This is a genomic window from Geobacter sulfurreducens PCA (assembly GCF_000007985.2).
Taxonomy (GTDB): domain Bacteria; phylum Desulfobacterota; class Desulfuromonadia; order Geobacterales; family Geobacteraceae; genus Geobacter; species Geobacter sulfurreducens.
Window position 1 is genome coordinate 2,172,677 of sequence record NC_002939.5, and the last position, 16,335, is coordinate 2,189,011.

14 protein-coding genes are annotated in these 16,335 nt (G+C 56.9%); 3 read left to right on the forward strand and 11 right to left on the reverse strand.

Annotation, left to right across the window (positions count from 1 at the left end; all coding sequences use genetic code 11):
• Positions 1-4: 4 nt before the first annotated feature.
• The 9 genes from GS_RS09965 to GS_RS10005 form a co-directional block, all read right to left on the reverse strand.
• A complete protein-coding gene (locus GS_RS09965) occupies positions 5-1,171 on the reverse strand; it encodes an XrtA/PEP-CTERM system-associated ATPase (protein WP_010942626.1) in 1,167 nt (388 codons plus the stop codon).
• A 50-nt stretch (positions 1,172-1,221) separates the two neighbouring features.
• The gene (locus GS_RS09970; protein ID WP_010942627.1) at positions 1,222-2,151 is read right to left on the reverse strand and encodes an XrtA-associated tyrosine autokinase; all 930 of its coding nucleotides are present in this window, start codon (positions 2,149-2,151) and stop codon (positions 1,222-1,224) included.
• Positions 2,152-2,202: 51 nt separating this feature from the next.
• Positions 2,203-3,675, reverse strand: coding sequence for an XrtA system polysaccharide chain length determinant (locus GS_RS09975; RefSeq protein WP_010942628.1), 1,473 nt, complete (start codon positions 3,673-3,675; stop codon positions 2,203-2,205).
• Positions 3,675-4,523 (reverse strand): polysaccharide biosynthesis/export family protein, encoded by an 849-nt coding sequence (locus GS_RS09980; protein ID WP_010942629.1) that lies wholly within the window; start codon positions 4,521-4,523, stop codon positions 3,675-3,677. The genes GS_RS09975 and GS_RS09980 overlap by 1 nt, the downstream gene beginning before the upstream one ends.
• A 30-nt stretch (positions 4,524-4,553) precedes the next feature.
• Positions 4,554-5,912: a TIGR03013 family XrtA/PEP-CTERM system glycosyltransferase gene (locus GS_RS09985; protein WP_010942630.1), complete on the reverse strand. Its 1,359-nt coding sequence runs from the start codon at positions 5,910-5,912 to the stop codon at positions 4,554-4,556.
• 1 nt (position 5,913) lies between these two features.
• Positions 5,914-8,604 (reverse strand): XrtA/PEP-CTERM system TPR-repeat protein PrsT, encoded by a 2,691-nt coding sequence (gene prsT, locus GS_RS09990; RefSeq protein ID WP_010942631.1) that lies wholly within the window; start codon positions 8,602-8,604, stop codon positions 5,914-5,916.
• The gene (locus GS_RS09995) at positions 8,597-8,965 is read right to left on the reverse strand and encodes a hypothetical protein (RefSeq protein ID WP_010942632.1); all 369 of its coding nucleotides are present in this window, start codon (positions 8,963-8,965) and stop codon (positions 8,597-8,599) included. Before GS_RS09995 ends, prsT begins: the two co-directional genes overlap by 8 nt.
• A 365-nt stretch (positions 8,966-9,330) precedes the next feature.
• A complete protein-coding gene (locus tag GS_RS10000) occupies positions 9,331-10,665 on the reverse strand; it encodes a sigma-54-dependent transcriptional regulator (protein ID WP_010942633.1) in 1,335 nt (444 codons plus the stop codon).
• A gap of 29 nt (positions 10,666-10,694) precedes the next feature.
• Complete coding sequence (locus tag GS_RS10005; RefSeq protein WP_235044864.1) at positions 10,695-11,678, reverse strand: ATP-binding protein; 984 nt, start codon at positions 11,676-11,678, stop codon at positions 10,695-10,697.
• Positions 11,679-11,876: 198 nt separating this feature from the next.
• Here GS_RS10005 and GS_RS10010 point away from each other — a divergent pair, with 198 nt between their 5' ends.
• Positions 11,877-12,605, forward strand: coding sequence for a CAAX prenyl protease-related protein (locus GS_RS10010; RefSeq protein ID WP_010942635.1), 729 nt, complete (start codon positions 11,877-11,879; stop codon positions 12,603-12,605).
• Between the two features lie 5 nt (positions 12,606-12,610).
• Here the strand turns inward: GS_RS10010 and GS_RS10015 are convergent, their stop codons facing one another.
• Positions 12,611-13,327 carry a Crp/Fnr family transcriptional regulator gene (locus GS_RS10015; RefSeq protein ID WP_010942636.1) on the reverse strand — a complete coding sequence of 239 codons (717 nt, stop codon included), beginning with the start codon at positions 13,325-13,327 and terminating at the stop codon, positions 12,611-12,613.
• A gap of 405 nt (positions 13,328-13,732) precedes the next feature.
• On the opposite strand from GS_RS10015, the gene GS_RS10020 reads away from it, so the two are divergent.
• Positions 13,733-14,344, forward strand: coding sequence for a PEP-CTERM sorting domain-containing protein (locus GS_RS10020; RefSeq protein ID WP_010942637.1), 612 nt, complete (start codon positions 13,733-13,735; stop codon positions 14,342-14,344).
• Positions 14,345-14,423: 79 nt separating this feature from the next.
• Here GS_RS10020 and GS_RS10025 read toward each other — a convergent pair whose 3' ends face one another.
• Complete coding sequence (locus tag GS_RS10025) at positions 14,424-15,071, reverse strand: DUF4124 domain-containing protein (RefSeq protein ID WP_010942638.1); 648 nt, start codon at positions 15,069-15,071, stop codon at positions 14,424-14,426.
• 168 nt (positions 15,072-15,239) lie between these two features.
• On the opposite strand from GS_RS10025, the gene GS_RS10030 reads away from it, so the two are divergent.
• Positions 15,240-16,271 (forward strand): cytochrome c3 family protein, encoded by a 1,032-nt coding sequence (locus tag GS_RS10030; protein WP_010942639.1) that lies wholly within the window; start codon positions 15,240-15,242, stop codon positions 16,269-16,271.
• Positions 16,272-16,335: the final 64 nt, after the last annotated feature.

Genomic DNA, 16,335 nt, shown 5'->3' on the forward strand with positions numbered 1-16,335 from the left:
ACCGTCAGGCACCGAACATCCTCTTCAGCAGCCCTTTGGGAGAGTCCTGCGGCTGGCATTCGCCGGTGGTCCCGACCTCCAGGTTCTGGACCTTTTCGATCCGCCTTCTGATTTCGGAGATATGGCTGTCGGTCTCATCCACGTGGAACCGGAAGGCGTTCTCCAGGGAAGCGACTTTTTCACTCATCTCATCGAGCACGCCGCGGCTCATGCGGGCAAAGTCTCCCTCAAGGGATTCAAGCCGGTCGATTACGGCACGCAGGGTAGCCACAAGCTCGGTGGCCTCGTCGGAACGACCCGGCGCCAACCGGGCCGCTTCCGGTGCGCGCTCGGAAGCGGCCACTTCCGCTCCCCCCCAGTAATGGTTCTCGAAATCCAGGTCGCCGATGATGTCGCGGACCATCTCGCCCGGTATCTCGGTTGTCTGCTCGGCAAAGGCGGAAAGGAGGATGAAATCGCAGATGATGTTAACGAGCCGCGGGATGCCCCTGCTGTAACGGTACACGATATCGAGCGCATCGCTCGAAAAGGCAACGGCATTACGATTGCCGGCCCGGTCAAGGCGATGGAAGATATAGCCTTCGGTTTCCTCTCGGGACAGGGGGCTTATGTGGCAGTTGATGCTGATCCTCTGACGGAGCTGGAGAAGCTGCGGCAGGGCAAGGACTTCCCGAAGCTCCGGCTGCCCCACGAGAACGATCTGCAGCAGCTTGGTATCGCTGGTCTCAAGGTTGGAAAGGAGGCGGATGTCTTCCAGAAGATCGGCGGAAAGATTCTGGGCCTCGTCGATGATGAGCACCGGCCTGTTGCCGAGGGCGAACTGCTCAATCAGGTAGTCGTTCAGTTCGTTGAGGAGAGCAACCTTGCCCCTGCCTTCGGCCGGAATGCCGAAGTCATGGCAGATCATGGCCAGAAGCTGTTCGGGCTCCACCCGCGTGTTGAAGATGCGGGAGATGATTGTCCGTTCATCCTTGAGCTGAATCATGTTGCGAATGAGGGTGGTCTTGCCGGTCCCGATGTCGCCCGTGAGCAGGATGAAGCCGGCCCGCTCGCTGATGCCGTAATCAAGGTACATGAGCGCCCGCTTGTGGGATTTGCTCGGAAAGATGAAGTCGGGGTTCGGGAGCAGTTCGAACGGTTTAGTTGTCAGGTTGAAATAGGCCTCGTACATGATTCTCGCTTTCACTCACGGCTGGCGCTTCGCCATCTCACGTCCCTCTGTCACTTGCTCCCGCGCTTACCCAGAATCCTGGAGAGTTTGCCCGTTTTTTCCGCCGTGGATCGGGCCTCAGCCGGCTCGGCACTCGGGCCGTAACCGCCATACCCGTAGCCGTACCCGTATTTGGAGCTTATTCCCACGGCACTGGCTTCGTTGAAAACGATGCCGAGGATCTTCTTGCGGTTGAGAGCGCTGATCGCCTCGTCGATGTTCGCCAGGGAGCTCTGCCCTTCCCTGACCACGAAGACGATGGAGTCGACGAGGTTGGACAGTGAGCGCACCTCGGCAAACGGCAGCGCCGGAGGAGCATCGATGATGACATAGCGGTCGGGATAGCGATGCCTGATCTCGTCCAGCAGATCCTTCATCCGCTGGGATGAAAGAAGTTCAACCGGATTGGCGGCAGGCTTGCCGGCGGGCAGGATCGAAAGCCGGCCGATGCCTGTCCTGACCAACAGCTCCGGCAGATGGGCGCCCACGCTGAGATACTCGGAAAGCCCCCGCTCCCCCGGAATGCCGAGATACTGTGCCGTCATCGGTTTCCTGAGATCGGCATCGATCAGCAATACCGTGTTGTCATACTCCTGGGCAAGGGTTATGGCCAGGTTAAGGGCGGTTATGCTCTTACCCTCCCCGCCAAGGGTGCTGGTAATCATGATGGTATTGCGGAACTCCCCCACCGAGGTCCCAGCAACTATGGCCGACTTCAGCTTCCGGTACTCTTCGCTCACATACGAATGGGGATCATTGAGGGTGGCAAGAAGCGGATTGTCGTGGCGGATGCCTTCGAGCGGTTCCGCAGGAAGCGGCGGCAGTTCTGCACGCTCGAGCGGCTGCAGGTCTTCCATTTGACGCGGAGCGACGGCCTGGCCGCGATCAGTCGTCCCCCGCAGCATTGCCGCTTTCTCAAGGGCCTGTTCAATTCTGCTCATGCGTTTCCTTTCTCCATTCAGACATCACATCAATGCTGCGATAGAAATGAGTTACAGCATTCCATGCAACCTGCTGATGATCCGATCCACGGGTGAGATATTCAGCAGTTCCATGACGAGAAACGCGAGAATAACCATGAAACACGCCCCAGCCGCAGCAAATACCCTGATGTTCTCGCTCCGCTCCCGGGCAACCGCCTCGATGGTGCGAATCTTGGGGATGACGGCCAGGACGGGAATCCTGGTTTCCTTCAGCGCATCAACCGAATGCACTGAATTATTAAGCCGGTCGAGGAGGACGATGAGTCCCAGGGCGCAGCCGAGTCCAGCGACAATCCCCATCAGCATGATCTTGACCCGGTTGGGGCTAATGGGACTTGACGGCGTGACCGCCGGGTCGACGATGCGGAAGGTGGTTGTCTTGTCTTGGACTTCCATCTGCTTCGACACCTCGGATTGGCCATGACGCGCCATGAGCTGGTCGTAAAGGTCCTTGCGGTTCTTCTTTTCCAGTTCGAGCTTTTCAAGCCCGGCCTTGGCCGAAGGGATATTCCTGAGCAGTGCCTGATTGGTGGCGATGTAGCGTTTGAGGCCGTCTTCACTGACCTTGAGCGCCTGGAGTTCCGCTTCGGCCTTCTCGTACTCCTGGGGGTCAACGACCGTTTCCTGCTGGGGCGAACGATTTTTCATCTGCTCCTTGAGGGTCTCGATTTCTCCCCTGACGCGGAGCACCTCGGGGTAGCTGTCGGTGTAAGAGACACGGAGCTCTTCAAGCTGCTTCTGGAGGGCGACGAGCTTTACCTGGAGGGGGTCTCCCGCCTTGCGCGTGACCGGTCGAAGTCCTTCCAGGTGGCGCCTGCGCAGCTGGATATCATAGAGTTTCTGCTGAGCGACGTTGATCTCCTCGAACAGCTTTGCTTCGTCGATAGCGATGACCCCCCCTTTCTCGGTTTTGTACCGGTTGAGTTCGCCTTCGGCTTCTTCGAGTTTGCCGCGGAAGGTGTCGATCTGCTCGGAAAGGAATTTGATGGCACCGTAGGATTCTTCCCGCTTGGAGGATATGTTTTCCTCCACGTAGCGCCGGACCAGGGTATTGACGAAATCGCGGGCCACTCGGGGATCCTTGTCCACGTAGGAGATGGTGAAAATGTTGTCGCCCTTGAGTTTGATGGTTATGTTCTGCTGGATGGCGCGAACCCGGGCCTCGATCTCGGCATTGCTTTTGGTGGTCACGTCGAGGTCGAGATCATTGATCACCTTGGTGACGAGCGTACGGCTGGTTATTGCCTCGCTAAGGCCCTTGATGGCCTGTTCCATGGAAGGAGTTACGGCAATCCCCTTGACCAGTTCGCTGATGACATTTTTCTCGATGAATACGGTGCTCCTGGCCTCATACTTCTTGGGAAGGACGTAGCTGTAGACCACTGCGGCAGCCATGACCGCGAGGGCCACCACGACAAAAAGGCGCTTACGGGCGACGATAAGCGTGAGATAGTGCCGGTAGTCGAATTCGGACTGCTGCATCAGAACATCCCTTCCTTAACGATGATGTAATCTCCCGGGCTGAGCTTTACGTTCTGGCTCAGGTCGCCGTCCTTGACCAGATCCTTGGCCTTCACCTCGATAAGTGCCTCTTTGTCGCCGTCCCTTCTGCGGATCACCGTATCGTTCTGGCGGGCGAATTTGGTGAAACCGCCCGATTCGAGAATGGCCTCCATGACGGTCATCCCCTCGCGGTATTCGATGAAGCGGGGATTGGTGACAGCGCCGAGGACGTACACGTTCTTTTCCTGTGCCTGCGGGATGAAGATGGCGTCGCCGGACTCGATGACGATATCTTCGCTCGTATCGCCGGTTATAAAGAGCCGGTAGAAATCCTCCTTCACTTTTTTGCCGTTGCGCAGAACGTAGGCCTTGCGGTAGTCGGCCACCTTGGTGGAAGGACCGGCAGCGGAACCGCCCCCCTTGCCGTCGCCGGCACCGACGTTTCCGATGGAGCAGAGTAACTGGAGCAGCGTGGTGCGGCGGTTCAGGTCAACCACACCGGACTGCACGCCGCCACCGAAAATGTAGACCTTGCTGTTGGTTATCTCTCGTACCGTAACTGTCACTATGGGGTTCTTCACCAGTTCTTTGAGCCGATGCGCCAGATCAGCCTGCAGCTGGGCCGGGGTAAAGCCGCTTGCCACCACATCTCCCAGGCCGGGGATGGTGATCTTCCCGTCGGGTCGGACCTTGACTCCGACATTGAGCTCTTTCACTCCCCAGACGGAGATATCGAGACCGTCCCCTTCGCCGATGACATAGTCCGCGCTCCACGCGAGCATCGGCAACAGCAGGGACAGGGCACAGATCAGAAATTTCAATCGCATCGCATCTCCTTTAGGATGTCCCCAGGGGATTTACCTCCCCCCCCGCTGGAACAGTACGACCTTCACGGTTTCAAAGATAATCATTATATCAAAGGCAACTGACAGATTCTTGATATAGTAGAGATCGTAGCGCAGCTTTTCAACGGCGTCTTCCACCGATGCCCCGTAGGGATATCGTACCTGGGCCCACCCCGTCACGCCCGGCTTGACGAAATGGCGTTCGGAATAGTACGGAATGACCTTCTTGAGCTGCTCCACGAACTCGGGACGCTCCGGCCGGGGTCCCACCAGGCTCATGTCGCCGATCAGAACGTTGTACAACTGGGGTATCTCGTCAATGCGGCTCTTGCGGAGAAAACGGCCGAGCTTGGTAACGCGCGGATCATCCTTCTGCGCCCAGACCGCACCCGTCCCCTTCTCGGCGTCCTGGCGCATGGTCCTGAATTTGAAAAGATGGAACGGCTTTTCCCGCTCACCGACCCGCTCCTGCCGGAAAAGGATCGTGCCGGGCGAGTCAAGCCGGATGGCCAAGGCAACAATCGGCAGGAACGGCAGGAAGAGCACCCCGCCCAAGAGTGCGCAGAAAATGTCGAGAGCCCGCTTCAGGAGGCGGTTGAGGGCGGTTACGCGGAAACCGGACGAGAAGATGAACCAACTGGGGTTGATGCTCTCGATGAGCAGCTTGCCGGTGACCCGCTCGTAAAAGGAGGGAGCGTCCATGACCTCCACTCCGCTCAGCTTGCAGTTGAGAACATCTTTGAGCGGGAAGACGCCGCGGCGCTCGCCCAGGGAGACGACGATCTTGTGGGCCCGCGCGCGACGAACCGTTTCGTAGAGGCCGTCCTCGCTCCCGACGATGGATTGGGCCGGGACATAGACCGGCTCACGGGAGCAGGCCACGTAGCCGGAAAGCACGTACCGGGCGCCCGAGGCCGTGACGAGGCTGCCCATCTGGTTTGCCAGGGGACCGGTACCGAGGATAAGCACTCGCTTGGCGAACGAGGGGAATATGAAGCCCCCCCTGCTGCCGGCATGCCAGAGGAACTGGAAAAATCCGAATACCACCGTGGCAATCATGAGCACGCCCCGTCCGTCCATAACGATCGGCAGGAAGAAATAAAGCGCCGAAAGGACAAAAAACGCCAGAACGAGCTCGATGCTGATGCGCCCGATGAGATCCAGCGGGGTCAGCTCCCGCTCCTGGTGGTACACCTCGACAAAGAAGGCGCAGAAAAGCATGACGATTACGAACAATGCCAGCCTCACTCCTCCCTGGCCGGTAAAGCTTTCCACTCCGGGTATTTCGCCCAAGCGGAAGAGGTGAGCCGCCAGTATGGCCGTAACTGCACAGAAACCATCCCCCACCATTAGTGCAATTGAACGTTTCATATCAGTATTTCCCTTTTTTCACCGTTCCAGCAGCACCGGAAAGCTCGGCGAGCATGATGCGCGCCTGGCCGGACTCGGGGAAGTCCCCCTGATTGAGAGCCTCTTGGAGAGTCGTCGCAGCGCGGGCACGATCGCCCGTGTCGCGATAGGCAAGCGCCAGGTGGTAGCGAACCGCCGGATTTGACGGCATGAGTTTGACCACTTTTTCCAGAATCTTTACGGCCTCGCCGGCCCGGCCGTTTTTCACGAGGGCGTAACCGTAGGTATCGGCAATGGCAGCATTGGCAGGTTCCTGCTTGAGAGCGGTAAGCGCCATGCGGAGGGCCTCTTCACGGGGACCGTAGCCCTCGGCGTAAAGAAACGCCAGGTTGTTGAGAGCAGGCGCGAAGGATTCGGCCTTCTCCAGGGTCTGCCGGTACTTCGTTACGGCCTCCCGCTTTTTGCCGCCCATTTCCAGGAGCATACCCTGGGCAAAAAGGGCCGGAGCATGGTTGGGGTTGTTTCTGAGGACGGCTTCGTACTGCGCCATGGCGGCGGCGGTATTGCCGCTGCGGCCGAGATACTCTCCCAGTTGCATGGCAGCCCCGATATTGCCGGGTTCTGCCCTGAGGCCGGCTTTCACCTCCTGAATTGCCCGCGGGAGATCCCCTTGTTCCGCATAGACCGACGCGAGAATCGAATGACCAAAGGCGGCGCCAGGCTTGAGTGTCACGGCACGGCGCGCCTCTTCGATGGCCTTTGCAGACTCCTTCATCTGAACGAAGGCCGCCACTTTCAGGGCAAGCCCCTGCTCGGGGGCAATCGATTCCAGGTCGGTGAAAACTCTGATTGCGTCTTTCCCTTTTTTCTGAGCGAGGAGAATCCGTCCTTTCATTACGAACGCCTCTGCCGCGCGGGGCTTTGCCTTGACAGCATCGTCCAGCACGGCAAGGGCCTTGTCGAGGTTCCCCTTTTTCTCATGGTAACCGGCAAGAGAGAGATAGCCGGCATACTCGCCCGTATCCCGGGCCTTGGTGTACCAGGCAAGAGCATCACTTTCCCTTCCCTTCAATTCAGACAGGGAAGCGAGTCCGAGAATTGCCCTGAGGTTATGGGGATATTCCTGAACCATGCGGGAATACTCGGCTATTGCCCCATCCAGATCTCCGGTGGAGGCGTGATAGGTTGCCAGATTGAACCGGGCCGGCAGGAACGCCGGGTCACTCTTTCTCGCCATATTGAGGTACTTGACGGCTTCGGCCGGCTTCCGCTCGTTGAACATGATGGCGGCCATGGTGTTGTAAAGGGAGGCATCCCCTTTGGTGCCCGTCAGCCCCTCCTTCAGAGTGGCCAGGGCACGGTCGCTGCGGTGCTGCCGCATGTAGTGGAAAGCAAGCACCAACCGCGAGTTGAGCATCTCCGGGGCAACTCTGACGGCTGTGGTGAAATCGCTCTCGGCCTCGCGTACGCGTCCTTTGCTGAGATTGAAAATGCCTTTCTTAAGATGGGCATCGACAATTTTCGGATCGAGCTCGGTGGCACGGTTGAGTTCGCGAATGCCCTCGTCGTACATTCCTTTGGCAAGATACGCACTCCCGAGTATATTGCGGGCAAGGGCGCTCCGGCTGTCGGTCTCGATGGCCCGGTTTGCCTCGGCAATGGCATCGTCGACCCTCTTTTGGTTGAGCAGAATCAAGGCGGTCAGGAGCCGGGCCTGGACGAAATCCGGCGTATGGTCCAGGATGCGGCGGAACTGGCTCAGAGCATTCTCGAGCTCGCCGCGGCTGTACATGCTCAACCCGAGGTAGTAGAGCCCTTCCAGGGAAGGCGCTATCTTCACCGAAGTCTGGAGAGCGGTAATAGCGTCAGCATAGTTCTTGCGCTGGTACGCTATCAGTCCCTTCAGACGGGCTCCCTCGGACTTTTGGGGGAACTTTTGCACCAGAGTCTCGGCAGTCTTCTCGGCTTTATCCATCTCACCCTTTTCCAGGAGAATGACCCCCTGGCGGTAAAGTGGGGCCGGGTCCCCAGGCGTCAGCGCCGCAACCTTCCGATAGATCTCCAGCGCCTGTTCGCGATTGCCGAGAGACAGCTCGTAGCTGGCCAGAAGATTGTGGGCCTTCACGTTGCCGGGATCAGCCGTCAGGATTTCGTCTATGAGTGCACGGGCTTCCTTTTCACGGCTCGATTTCTGTTCCATCAGGAGAACCGCCAACTGGAGCTTCGCGGAAGTCCGTCGCGGCTCCTTTTCGAGGGCAAGCAGGAAATTCCGTTCAGCCTCTGCAGGCATCCCCTTCAGTGCATAACCGAGACCCAGTACTTCAAGGGCCTCTGCAGAGCCGGGATTTGATTGGAGGTATTTACCGGCCTGCTCGACAGCCTGATCCGGCTTCCTCTGTGAGTTGTAGAGCTTGGCCAGTTCAAGAACGATGTCGGTTTTGGACGGATTCTGCTTCAGAACTTTGAGATATTCTTTCTCAGCCTGTTCGTATTTGCCCAAGGCCTGATACGCTTTGGCCAGTTGGTAGCGTGCATCCTGGAAATTCTGATCTTTTTCCAGGGCGCTTTTAAAGAGAACGACCGCACCGCCCGGATTCCCCTCCTGGAGCAGTTTCACCCCCTCGGTGTACAACTCGTCCCTGCTCTTGCCCCCGCAACCGGACAGGGTGAACATGAGAACGACGAGGCCCGTGATGATGAATGATCTAGACAATGCTGTACCCTCCCGGACAGGTTTGAACTCCGCTCATGATATTTTTCACGAGCAGAACAAATTTTTCGAAATTCAGAGGTTTCATGAGGCAGTAGGAACGGTCGAGCCCCTCGAGAAACGAGAGGAGATCCCGACTGATGTGGTCTGTAAGTACGATGACGGGCTGATTGATCTGACTCAGATCGGTAGAGTAGCTCTCCCCGAACGGATAACTGGCGATAACGAGACCGACGCGATCACCGGCCACCTGCTTGGTGTCGTGGAGGAGGCGTTCCGCCGTATACCCCTCCGAAGCGAGAATGGCGGCGCATACCCGGGAAAAACCGTCTTCATCGATGATAAGAATCTTTTCTTTTTCCATTGCGTTTATTGAGAGAGCAATAATGATACCCTTTGTGCAGTTCCATGCAGTTTTACGGAGCTTTTGCCGGCGCGGCAACCTCCCGTTGCATATAACGTATTATGTTTACAGCCATATTTTATTCAGGTTTCTTTTTGCCATATTCTTGCATCTCACCGGCAAACATGGCTGTAATCTGCACCTTGCGGCATCAAAACATCATAATTGTTTCCAAGGGAAACACATTGACACCGAACTGCCATGACAAAGAAAAAAGGTGTATCCAATGGATACACCTTTTTAACGGAGCCTTCGAAACTTCCCACGTATTCAACCTGGCAATGTCTCCAATGGTAACACTGCCCGCCCTTTTGCCTGCCCGCCCCTCAAAGTCCCAGTTGCTCCAGACGCTTATAAAGGGTCTTGCGGGATATGCCGAGCTTCTTCGCAACCAGTGATTTATTGCCCCGGCATTCCCGCAGGGCACTCTGGATTGCCTCCTCCTCAAGTTCGCGGAGCGTCCGCGGCTCGGCTACGTCGCGACAACCGGCACCAGCGGCAACCTCCTCAGGCAAGTGCTTCAGGGTGATCTTAGCTCCGCGGGCGAGGACGACGGCCCGTTCGATGGTGTTACGCAGCTGCCTGATATTGCCGGGCCACTCGTAGCCGACAAGAGCGCGCAACACATCGTCAGAAAGAGTAAGGGACTTGCCCTCCCTGAGACCAAACTCTTTGACGAACTCGGAGACCAGGAGAGGAATATCCTCTCTGCGTTCGCGCAGAGACGGTACATTCAACTGGACGACATTGAGCCGGTAGTAAAGATCTTCCCGGAACGTACCGGCAGCTATTTCACGCATGAGATCACGGTTTGTGGATGAAATCACCCGGAAGTTAACCTTGATCTTGCGATTGCTGCCGAGCCGCTCAACCTCCTTTTCCTGGAGCACTCTCAGCAGCTTTGCCTGGAGAGAGAGCTCCAACTCGCTGATTTCATCGAGAAATATAGTGCCATCGGCAGCAGCTTCGAAGCGCCCGATTCGACGGGCGGAAGCGCCGCTGAACGCTCCTTTCTCATAACCGAACAGCTCTGACTCCATGAGCTCGCGGGGTATGGCTGCACAGTTTACGGCCACGAAAGGGCGATCGCGCCGCACACTGCCGTAATGGAGCGAACGGGCGATGAGCTCCTTGCCGGTTCCGGTTTCCCCACTGACCAGCACACTGCTCATGGAGTCCTTGACCGCCTCGATCGTATTGAATATTTTGAGCATTCCCGGACTGACACCGATAATCCGATCAGCCCCGCTGCCCGCAGCCACCCGTTTGCGCAGCTCGGCCACTTCGCGCTTGAGTGCGCGCTGCTCCACGGCTCGCGCAACCATGCTCTTGAGCTTCACGTAATCAGGAGGTTTGATGAAATAGTAAAAGGCGCCACGGGTGATGGCGTTGACGGCGGAGTCGACCGTTCCGTAGGCGGTCAGAAAAATCACCGGAATATCCGGCAGATGTTCGGTCACGTGCTCGAACAACTGCATGCCATCCCTGCCCGGCATGCGCAGGTCGGTTATGATAGCGTCAACGTCGCGCGACTTGAGGATATGCTCTGCCTTTGAGGCATCAGAAGCGGTAAGTACGGTATGCCCTTCACCGGCCAGGATTGCCGAAAGAACCCTGGCCGCATTCGGCTCATCGTCGACGATAAGAACAAGACCCTGCACTTCGCTCCTCCTGGACCGCACCGATCCGGCTATACCGCCGGCAACATGATCTTGACGGTGGTTCCGCCTTCATGATTCCCGGTTATTTCAATCTTCCCCTGGTGGTGGCGTACAATCTCACGGGTGATGAACAGGCCGTACCCTTTCCCCTGCTTCCTGCTGCCGGCTCCGGGAAAACTGCCAAGCATCCCCTTGCCCCCCGACCGAAGGCCCGACCCCGTATCGGCCACCTCGACCACAATCATCTCCACTCCACCTTCCAGCAATGTGCTGGTTCGCATGGTAAGGGAGCCTCCCGCCTCCATGGCCCCGAGAGCGTTGTTGACGATATTGAGTATGGCGTGACCGAAATTGAACGAATCGAGCATGACGAGCGGCAACTCACCGTACTCCACGTCAAATCGCACATGATTCGCATCTGCCTGCAGGGAAACGAATTTTACGACGCGCTCAAGGAGATCGTTGAGCTGGATTTCCTCTCTGACCGGTTCCAGGTGCGAGGTACCGAGGAACTCGGTAATGAACCCGTCGAGCTTGCAAATCTCTTCGTCGATAATATCGGCGAATTCGGCAAAGGTTGCGTCAGTGCAGTACTTGTCCTTGAGATAGACCACGGCGCCCTTGATGGCATTGAGCGGGTTGCGTACGCCATGGGCAAGCGTCACCGACATCTTGCCGATGTCTATCAGCGCCCGGGCGCTGTCCATTTCACCATAGACCGTACATCCAGGGAGCACGGAAACCTGCACCATTGCGCCGGTGCATCGGGAGGCACCATCGAAAACGGGGCGAATTTCAATGTCTGCCGCACTGAACTCGCCATAAAAGCAGTAGTGGCGATAACCGTTGAGAACCAGAGGCTCTCCCTGATCCACGACGGTACGAACGGCATCAACGTTGCCGTTCCAAAGCCGGGGATAGCATTCGTAATAGGGAATACCCAACAAGGGATCGTTCCCCACCGAACGGTGCAGATCGTCTCGTGCCACGAGCCGCAGTTGATCGTCGACCATAAATGAGTATCGTCTCATAACCATCCATTCCGGCAAAGAGCGATTTGCCCGAAGCGGACTCTCGCGTATGCCGTTCAACCTCCCTGTTTTACATCGGTCCTTTACGATCTGCCCGTGATAGGCTACAGTTCTTACCGAAAAGCTACCGCCGCCGGCGTGGAAGCAGCAGTGTCCGTCTCCCGCCCTGGAGTACTATCAATGCCCTCGAACCATCCTTCCGGCTCCGCGGCCGTCACGTTTCTCAGTTCCAGTGCTGCCCCGCGAATTCTCCCCTTCGCTTCGCTCATGACCCTTATCGGAGTGGAAGAGGTGCTCCGGGCCATGACGACACGGGGCATCGTGCCCTTTCCCCCCGGGTGGTTCCTTTACCTGTACCCCGTGAGGATAATCATTGCGGGGGCAGTACTTGCCTTCTGCTTGAAGCGCTGTGACGAACTGCACCTGTCTGATCTGCGCCGGCCGCTGCACGCGGCCGCGAGCGTGGCAACCGGCTTTGCGGTTTACGTCCTCTGGGTAGGCATGGACTGGCTCCTTCCGTTCCAGTCCCCTCCCCCCGGCTTTGATCCGACCGGCATCGACAATGATGCACTCAGGATGTCGATGATCGTCTTCAGGCTGCTGGGGGCCGCCCTCATAATCCCCGTACTTGAAGAACTTTTCTGGCGGTCTTTTCTCCTGCGCTACCTGATCGACAAGGAATTCGAAACCGTACCGATCGGCAAGCTTACCTGGCCGGCATTTTTCTTCTCGACGATCCTGTTCGGATTGGAGCACCACTACATCGTTGCCGGGATCATGGCCGGTATTGCCTACACCCTGCTGCTCAGGTTTACCGGGAGCATCGTGCTCTGCATACTCGCCCATGCGGTAACGAACCTGGCGCTCGGCCTCCACGTGATCAACCGCCAGGCGTGGCACTTCTGGTAAGCAGCCTACACGGCCGCAGGGTCATCTCTCCTGAAGTCCGGCTTGAGCACGATCTGGTGCGAGTCGAGAATTTCTATCTCCTCCCCCTTCCGCAATGACGTCAACAGCCTGCTCACCGTTTCACGCGCAAGGTTCGCGTAACCCGCAATCTCTTTATGGGTAAGCTTCATGGCAATGATGGTTCCACGGGCGTCGCTCACACCATGCGTGTCGGCAAGGTGACCGAGCACGGTCCGTACCCGTTGCTCGGCATCGGAGCTGCTCAGCACCTTGAGCATGAGCCACGATTCGCGCAGCCGTCCGCAAAGCATCTCGATGATTCTCTCAACAACTTTGGAGTTGGACATCAGGTACCGGTCGAAGTCATCCTTGGCAATCAGCCCCACGGTTGTGTCCTCAAGCGCCACAACCGCTGCCGGTGACGTTTTACCATCCAACATAGCCATCTCGCCGAAAAAGTCCCCCCGCTTGTGAATCGCGTAAATCCGCTCTCGACCATCGCTCCCGGTCCGGACGACCTTCACCTTACCAGATATTACAATATACATATAACGATTTGAATCTTCTTCACAAAGAATCATGGCGTTTCGGGGAAAACTCTTTTTTCTGAGTGCCGCTTTCAAAGAAAGCAGTTCATCCCCCGAGAGCGACGAAAAAAAAGGAAGGCGCCCGAGAATACGCTCCACTTCCGCCTGTTTGATTCCTTCCTGTGCGTGCGCCATGAGCAATCACCCTTTCCCGGCAGCTCGTCCACCATGTTCCGGCGGATAGTTCTATCCAACCGCGTCTGACCACGTACGCCCGTCTCGGCAACCGTTTACAGTAGTGTCTGAACTTCGGTGTTCATACCGTATGAAAATACATGCCAGCAATTCATTTACAGCCTGACCGGCTCTGCGTGCCGGGTCAGACCGGCCGTTGCGGATTCTCTCGCATCAGCACCATGTAAGCTTGTCCGAAATGTGCGTCGGATTTGTTTACAAAAATAAGGTTCATTAATATATTATCCCACATATCGCACTGTTTTTGTTGATTTTTCATTGTGGGCACAACAAATGCTAATGCTCAAATGAGCTATCCGAGTTTAGCCAAATTATGAAGTAAAATATATCACAAAAGGAGACGTCATGAAAAAGACCCTATCCGCACTCTTGTTGCTGGCCATCCTCGTGGCACTGCCCATGCTCGGCAACGCAACACCGTACTCCCCGACCTCATCCCTGATTCAGAATTTTGGCTACATATCCGAAAACCCGGTAACCGCTGGGACAAAGCTGTTCGACGTACAGGCACTGGAAAACGGGGCGAAGTTCATCGGCAACATTTACCCGACAACCAGCGGCAGCTGGGCAGAGATCCGGCTGGGGACAACCGGCGCGTTTGACCTTTCCTCCTATGACTCCTTCATGCTCCAGATCGGCAACTTCAACGAAAACCCCTGGGCATACAGCCTCTACATAACCGGTCAGACAAACGGCGTCGACTACCTTGTACAAAGTGCATGGTCGACAATAAACAATGGCAGCACAGGCACCCTCAAGCTTGACTTCACAGGACTCAACGTTGACCTCAGCAACGTGAAGGGACTCGGTTTCAACATTGGTGCCATAGTCCCCCTTCCCGGCCAGGACTACACCTTTGAAACTGTCGCCGCTCCTGTCCCCGAGCCGGGAACCATCATGCTGCTCGGCGCAGGGCTGGTTGGTGTCGGTCTGTATATCAGACGCAAAAGAGCATAAACCTTTCGTTTCGCCGGATGCACAATGGGGGAGCCCGTGAGCTCCCCCTTTTTATTTCTGCATTCCGACCTGCCCGACATCACCTCCGCCACTCGAACGGCACTCCCACCCGCGAGGCTTCAAGTTCCAGATCTTCGAGTTGCTTCTTGATTTCTCCGACCCGCGCCTCTTCCTGGCGTACCTCCTGAAGCTTAGCGTAGTAAGCTTCACGATGGCGCCCCGGCGTGCTGAGCGCACTCTTGTTGACATAGGGGTTGTCCTCGACAGTGGCGGAACCCTCGGCTTGTTTCTCGGCAAAATCTTTTAGCTCTCCCTGGCTGGGAACTCTGCCCATGCTGATAACCCAACGACGGTGGAGTTGATTCAACTCTTCCCTCTTCTTTGGAAGACTTTCCTCTATTACTTTGAGTTCTTCCCGCAGGGAACTGAAGCGCGAACGCCAGCCCCGTTCGTCCAGGCCACCATAGAGAAGGGGCGGCTGAGACTTGAGGGCGGGTTTTACCTCTGCCGGAGCGCCAGGCGATTCCATGGAAGGAGACGAAGGCGTCTCTCCCTTGACGGAAGGGAGTTCCTTCACCCGCTTGAGATACTTGGATGGTATCCGTTCAAGATTGTCGGTAAAATGAACAATGCCCGCATCGTCGGTCCACTGGTACGTTTCCGCCAAAGCGGCGCCAGGCAGCGACAATACGGCAATTACGGCAAATCCGGTGCATGTGCGGATCACGGCATCTCCTCTATGAATTGACAAACAGTACTGCCGCTTGTGCGGTAAACAAGCCACGAAAAGGGGCTCTTCATGCGACATTTCGCATTGACGACCTCTCCCCTGCCATGTATAGTACGGCGTTTAAAGGGCGTTTATTTAACAAATTCACTATATTAGGAGCTTATCATGAAAATGCGTCTCAACGGGGTCGTGACGGGTATCGTGTCGCTGGTTCTGCTTGTGGCGGTTGTGGCAATGGCCAAGGAGACGAAAAATGTTCCTTTCAAGCTCAAAAACGCCGCACCGGTCATCTTCAGCCACGATATTCACCTGAAAAAGTATAACAACAACTGTCGAATTTGTCACATCGCTCTCTTTGACCTGCGGAAGCCGAAACGTTACACGATGCTCGACATGGAAAAGGGCAAGTCCTGCGGCGCCTGCCACACGGGCATGAAAGCTTTCAGTGTTGCGGACGACTCCCAGTGCGTGCGCTGTCACAGTGGCTCAGCACGCCCCGTGGCCTACCGGATGAAGGGTGCCGGAGAAGCGGTGTTCAGCCACGAAGTCCACGTCCCCATGCTGGAGGGCAAGTGCCGAACCTGCCACTCGAACCGTGAGATCACCGGCGGCCGTAACGTGACCATGGCCCAGATGGAAAAGGGCAAATCGTGCGGGGCCTGTCACAATGACAAGATGGCGTTCACCGTTGCCGGCAACTGCGGCAAGTGCCACAAGGGCATGACCCCGCCGAAAACGGTGAACTTCAAAATGAAGGGCGTGGCGGATGCGGCCTTCAGCCACGAATTCCACCTGGGCATGTACAAGTGCAATGAGTGCCACACCAAGCTCTTCGCCTATAAGGCCGGCGCCAAGCGCTTCACCATGGCCGACATGGACAAGGGCAAGTCCTGCGGCGCCTGCCACAACGGCAAGGACGCCTTCTCTTCCGCCAGCGACTGCGGCAAATGCCATCCGGGTCTGAAGCCGGCCAAACTCACCTACAAGACCAGCGTGGGTGAAGCCTACTTCGACCATGATATTCACCTGAGCATGTTCAAGTGCGCCGACTGCCACACCAAGGTCTTCAAGTACCGCAAGGGCTCTGCGCCGGCGACCATGGCCGACATGGAGAAGGGCAAATCGTGCGGTGTCTGCCATAACGGCAAGGATGCCTTCAGCGTGGCCGATGACTGTGTGAAGTGCCACAACATGTAACGCAGCCGTTTTCCGGCTTTTGCACAAAGAAAGGCGGGCCGCTCCGGCGCCCGCCTTTCTCTAT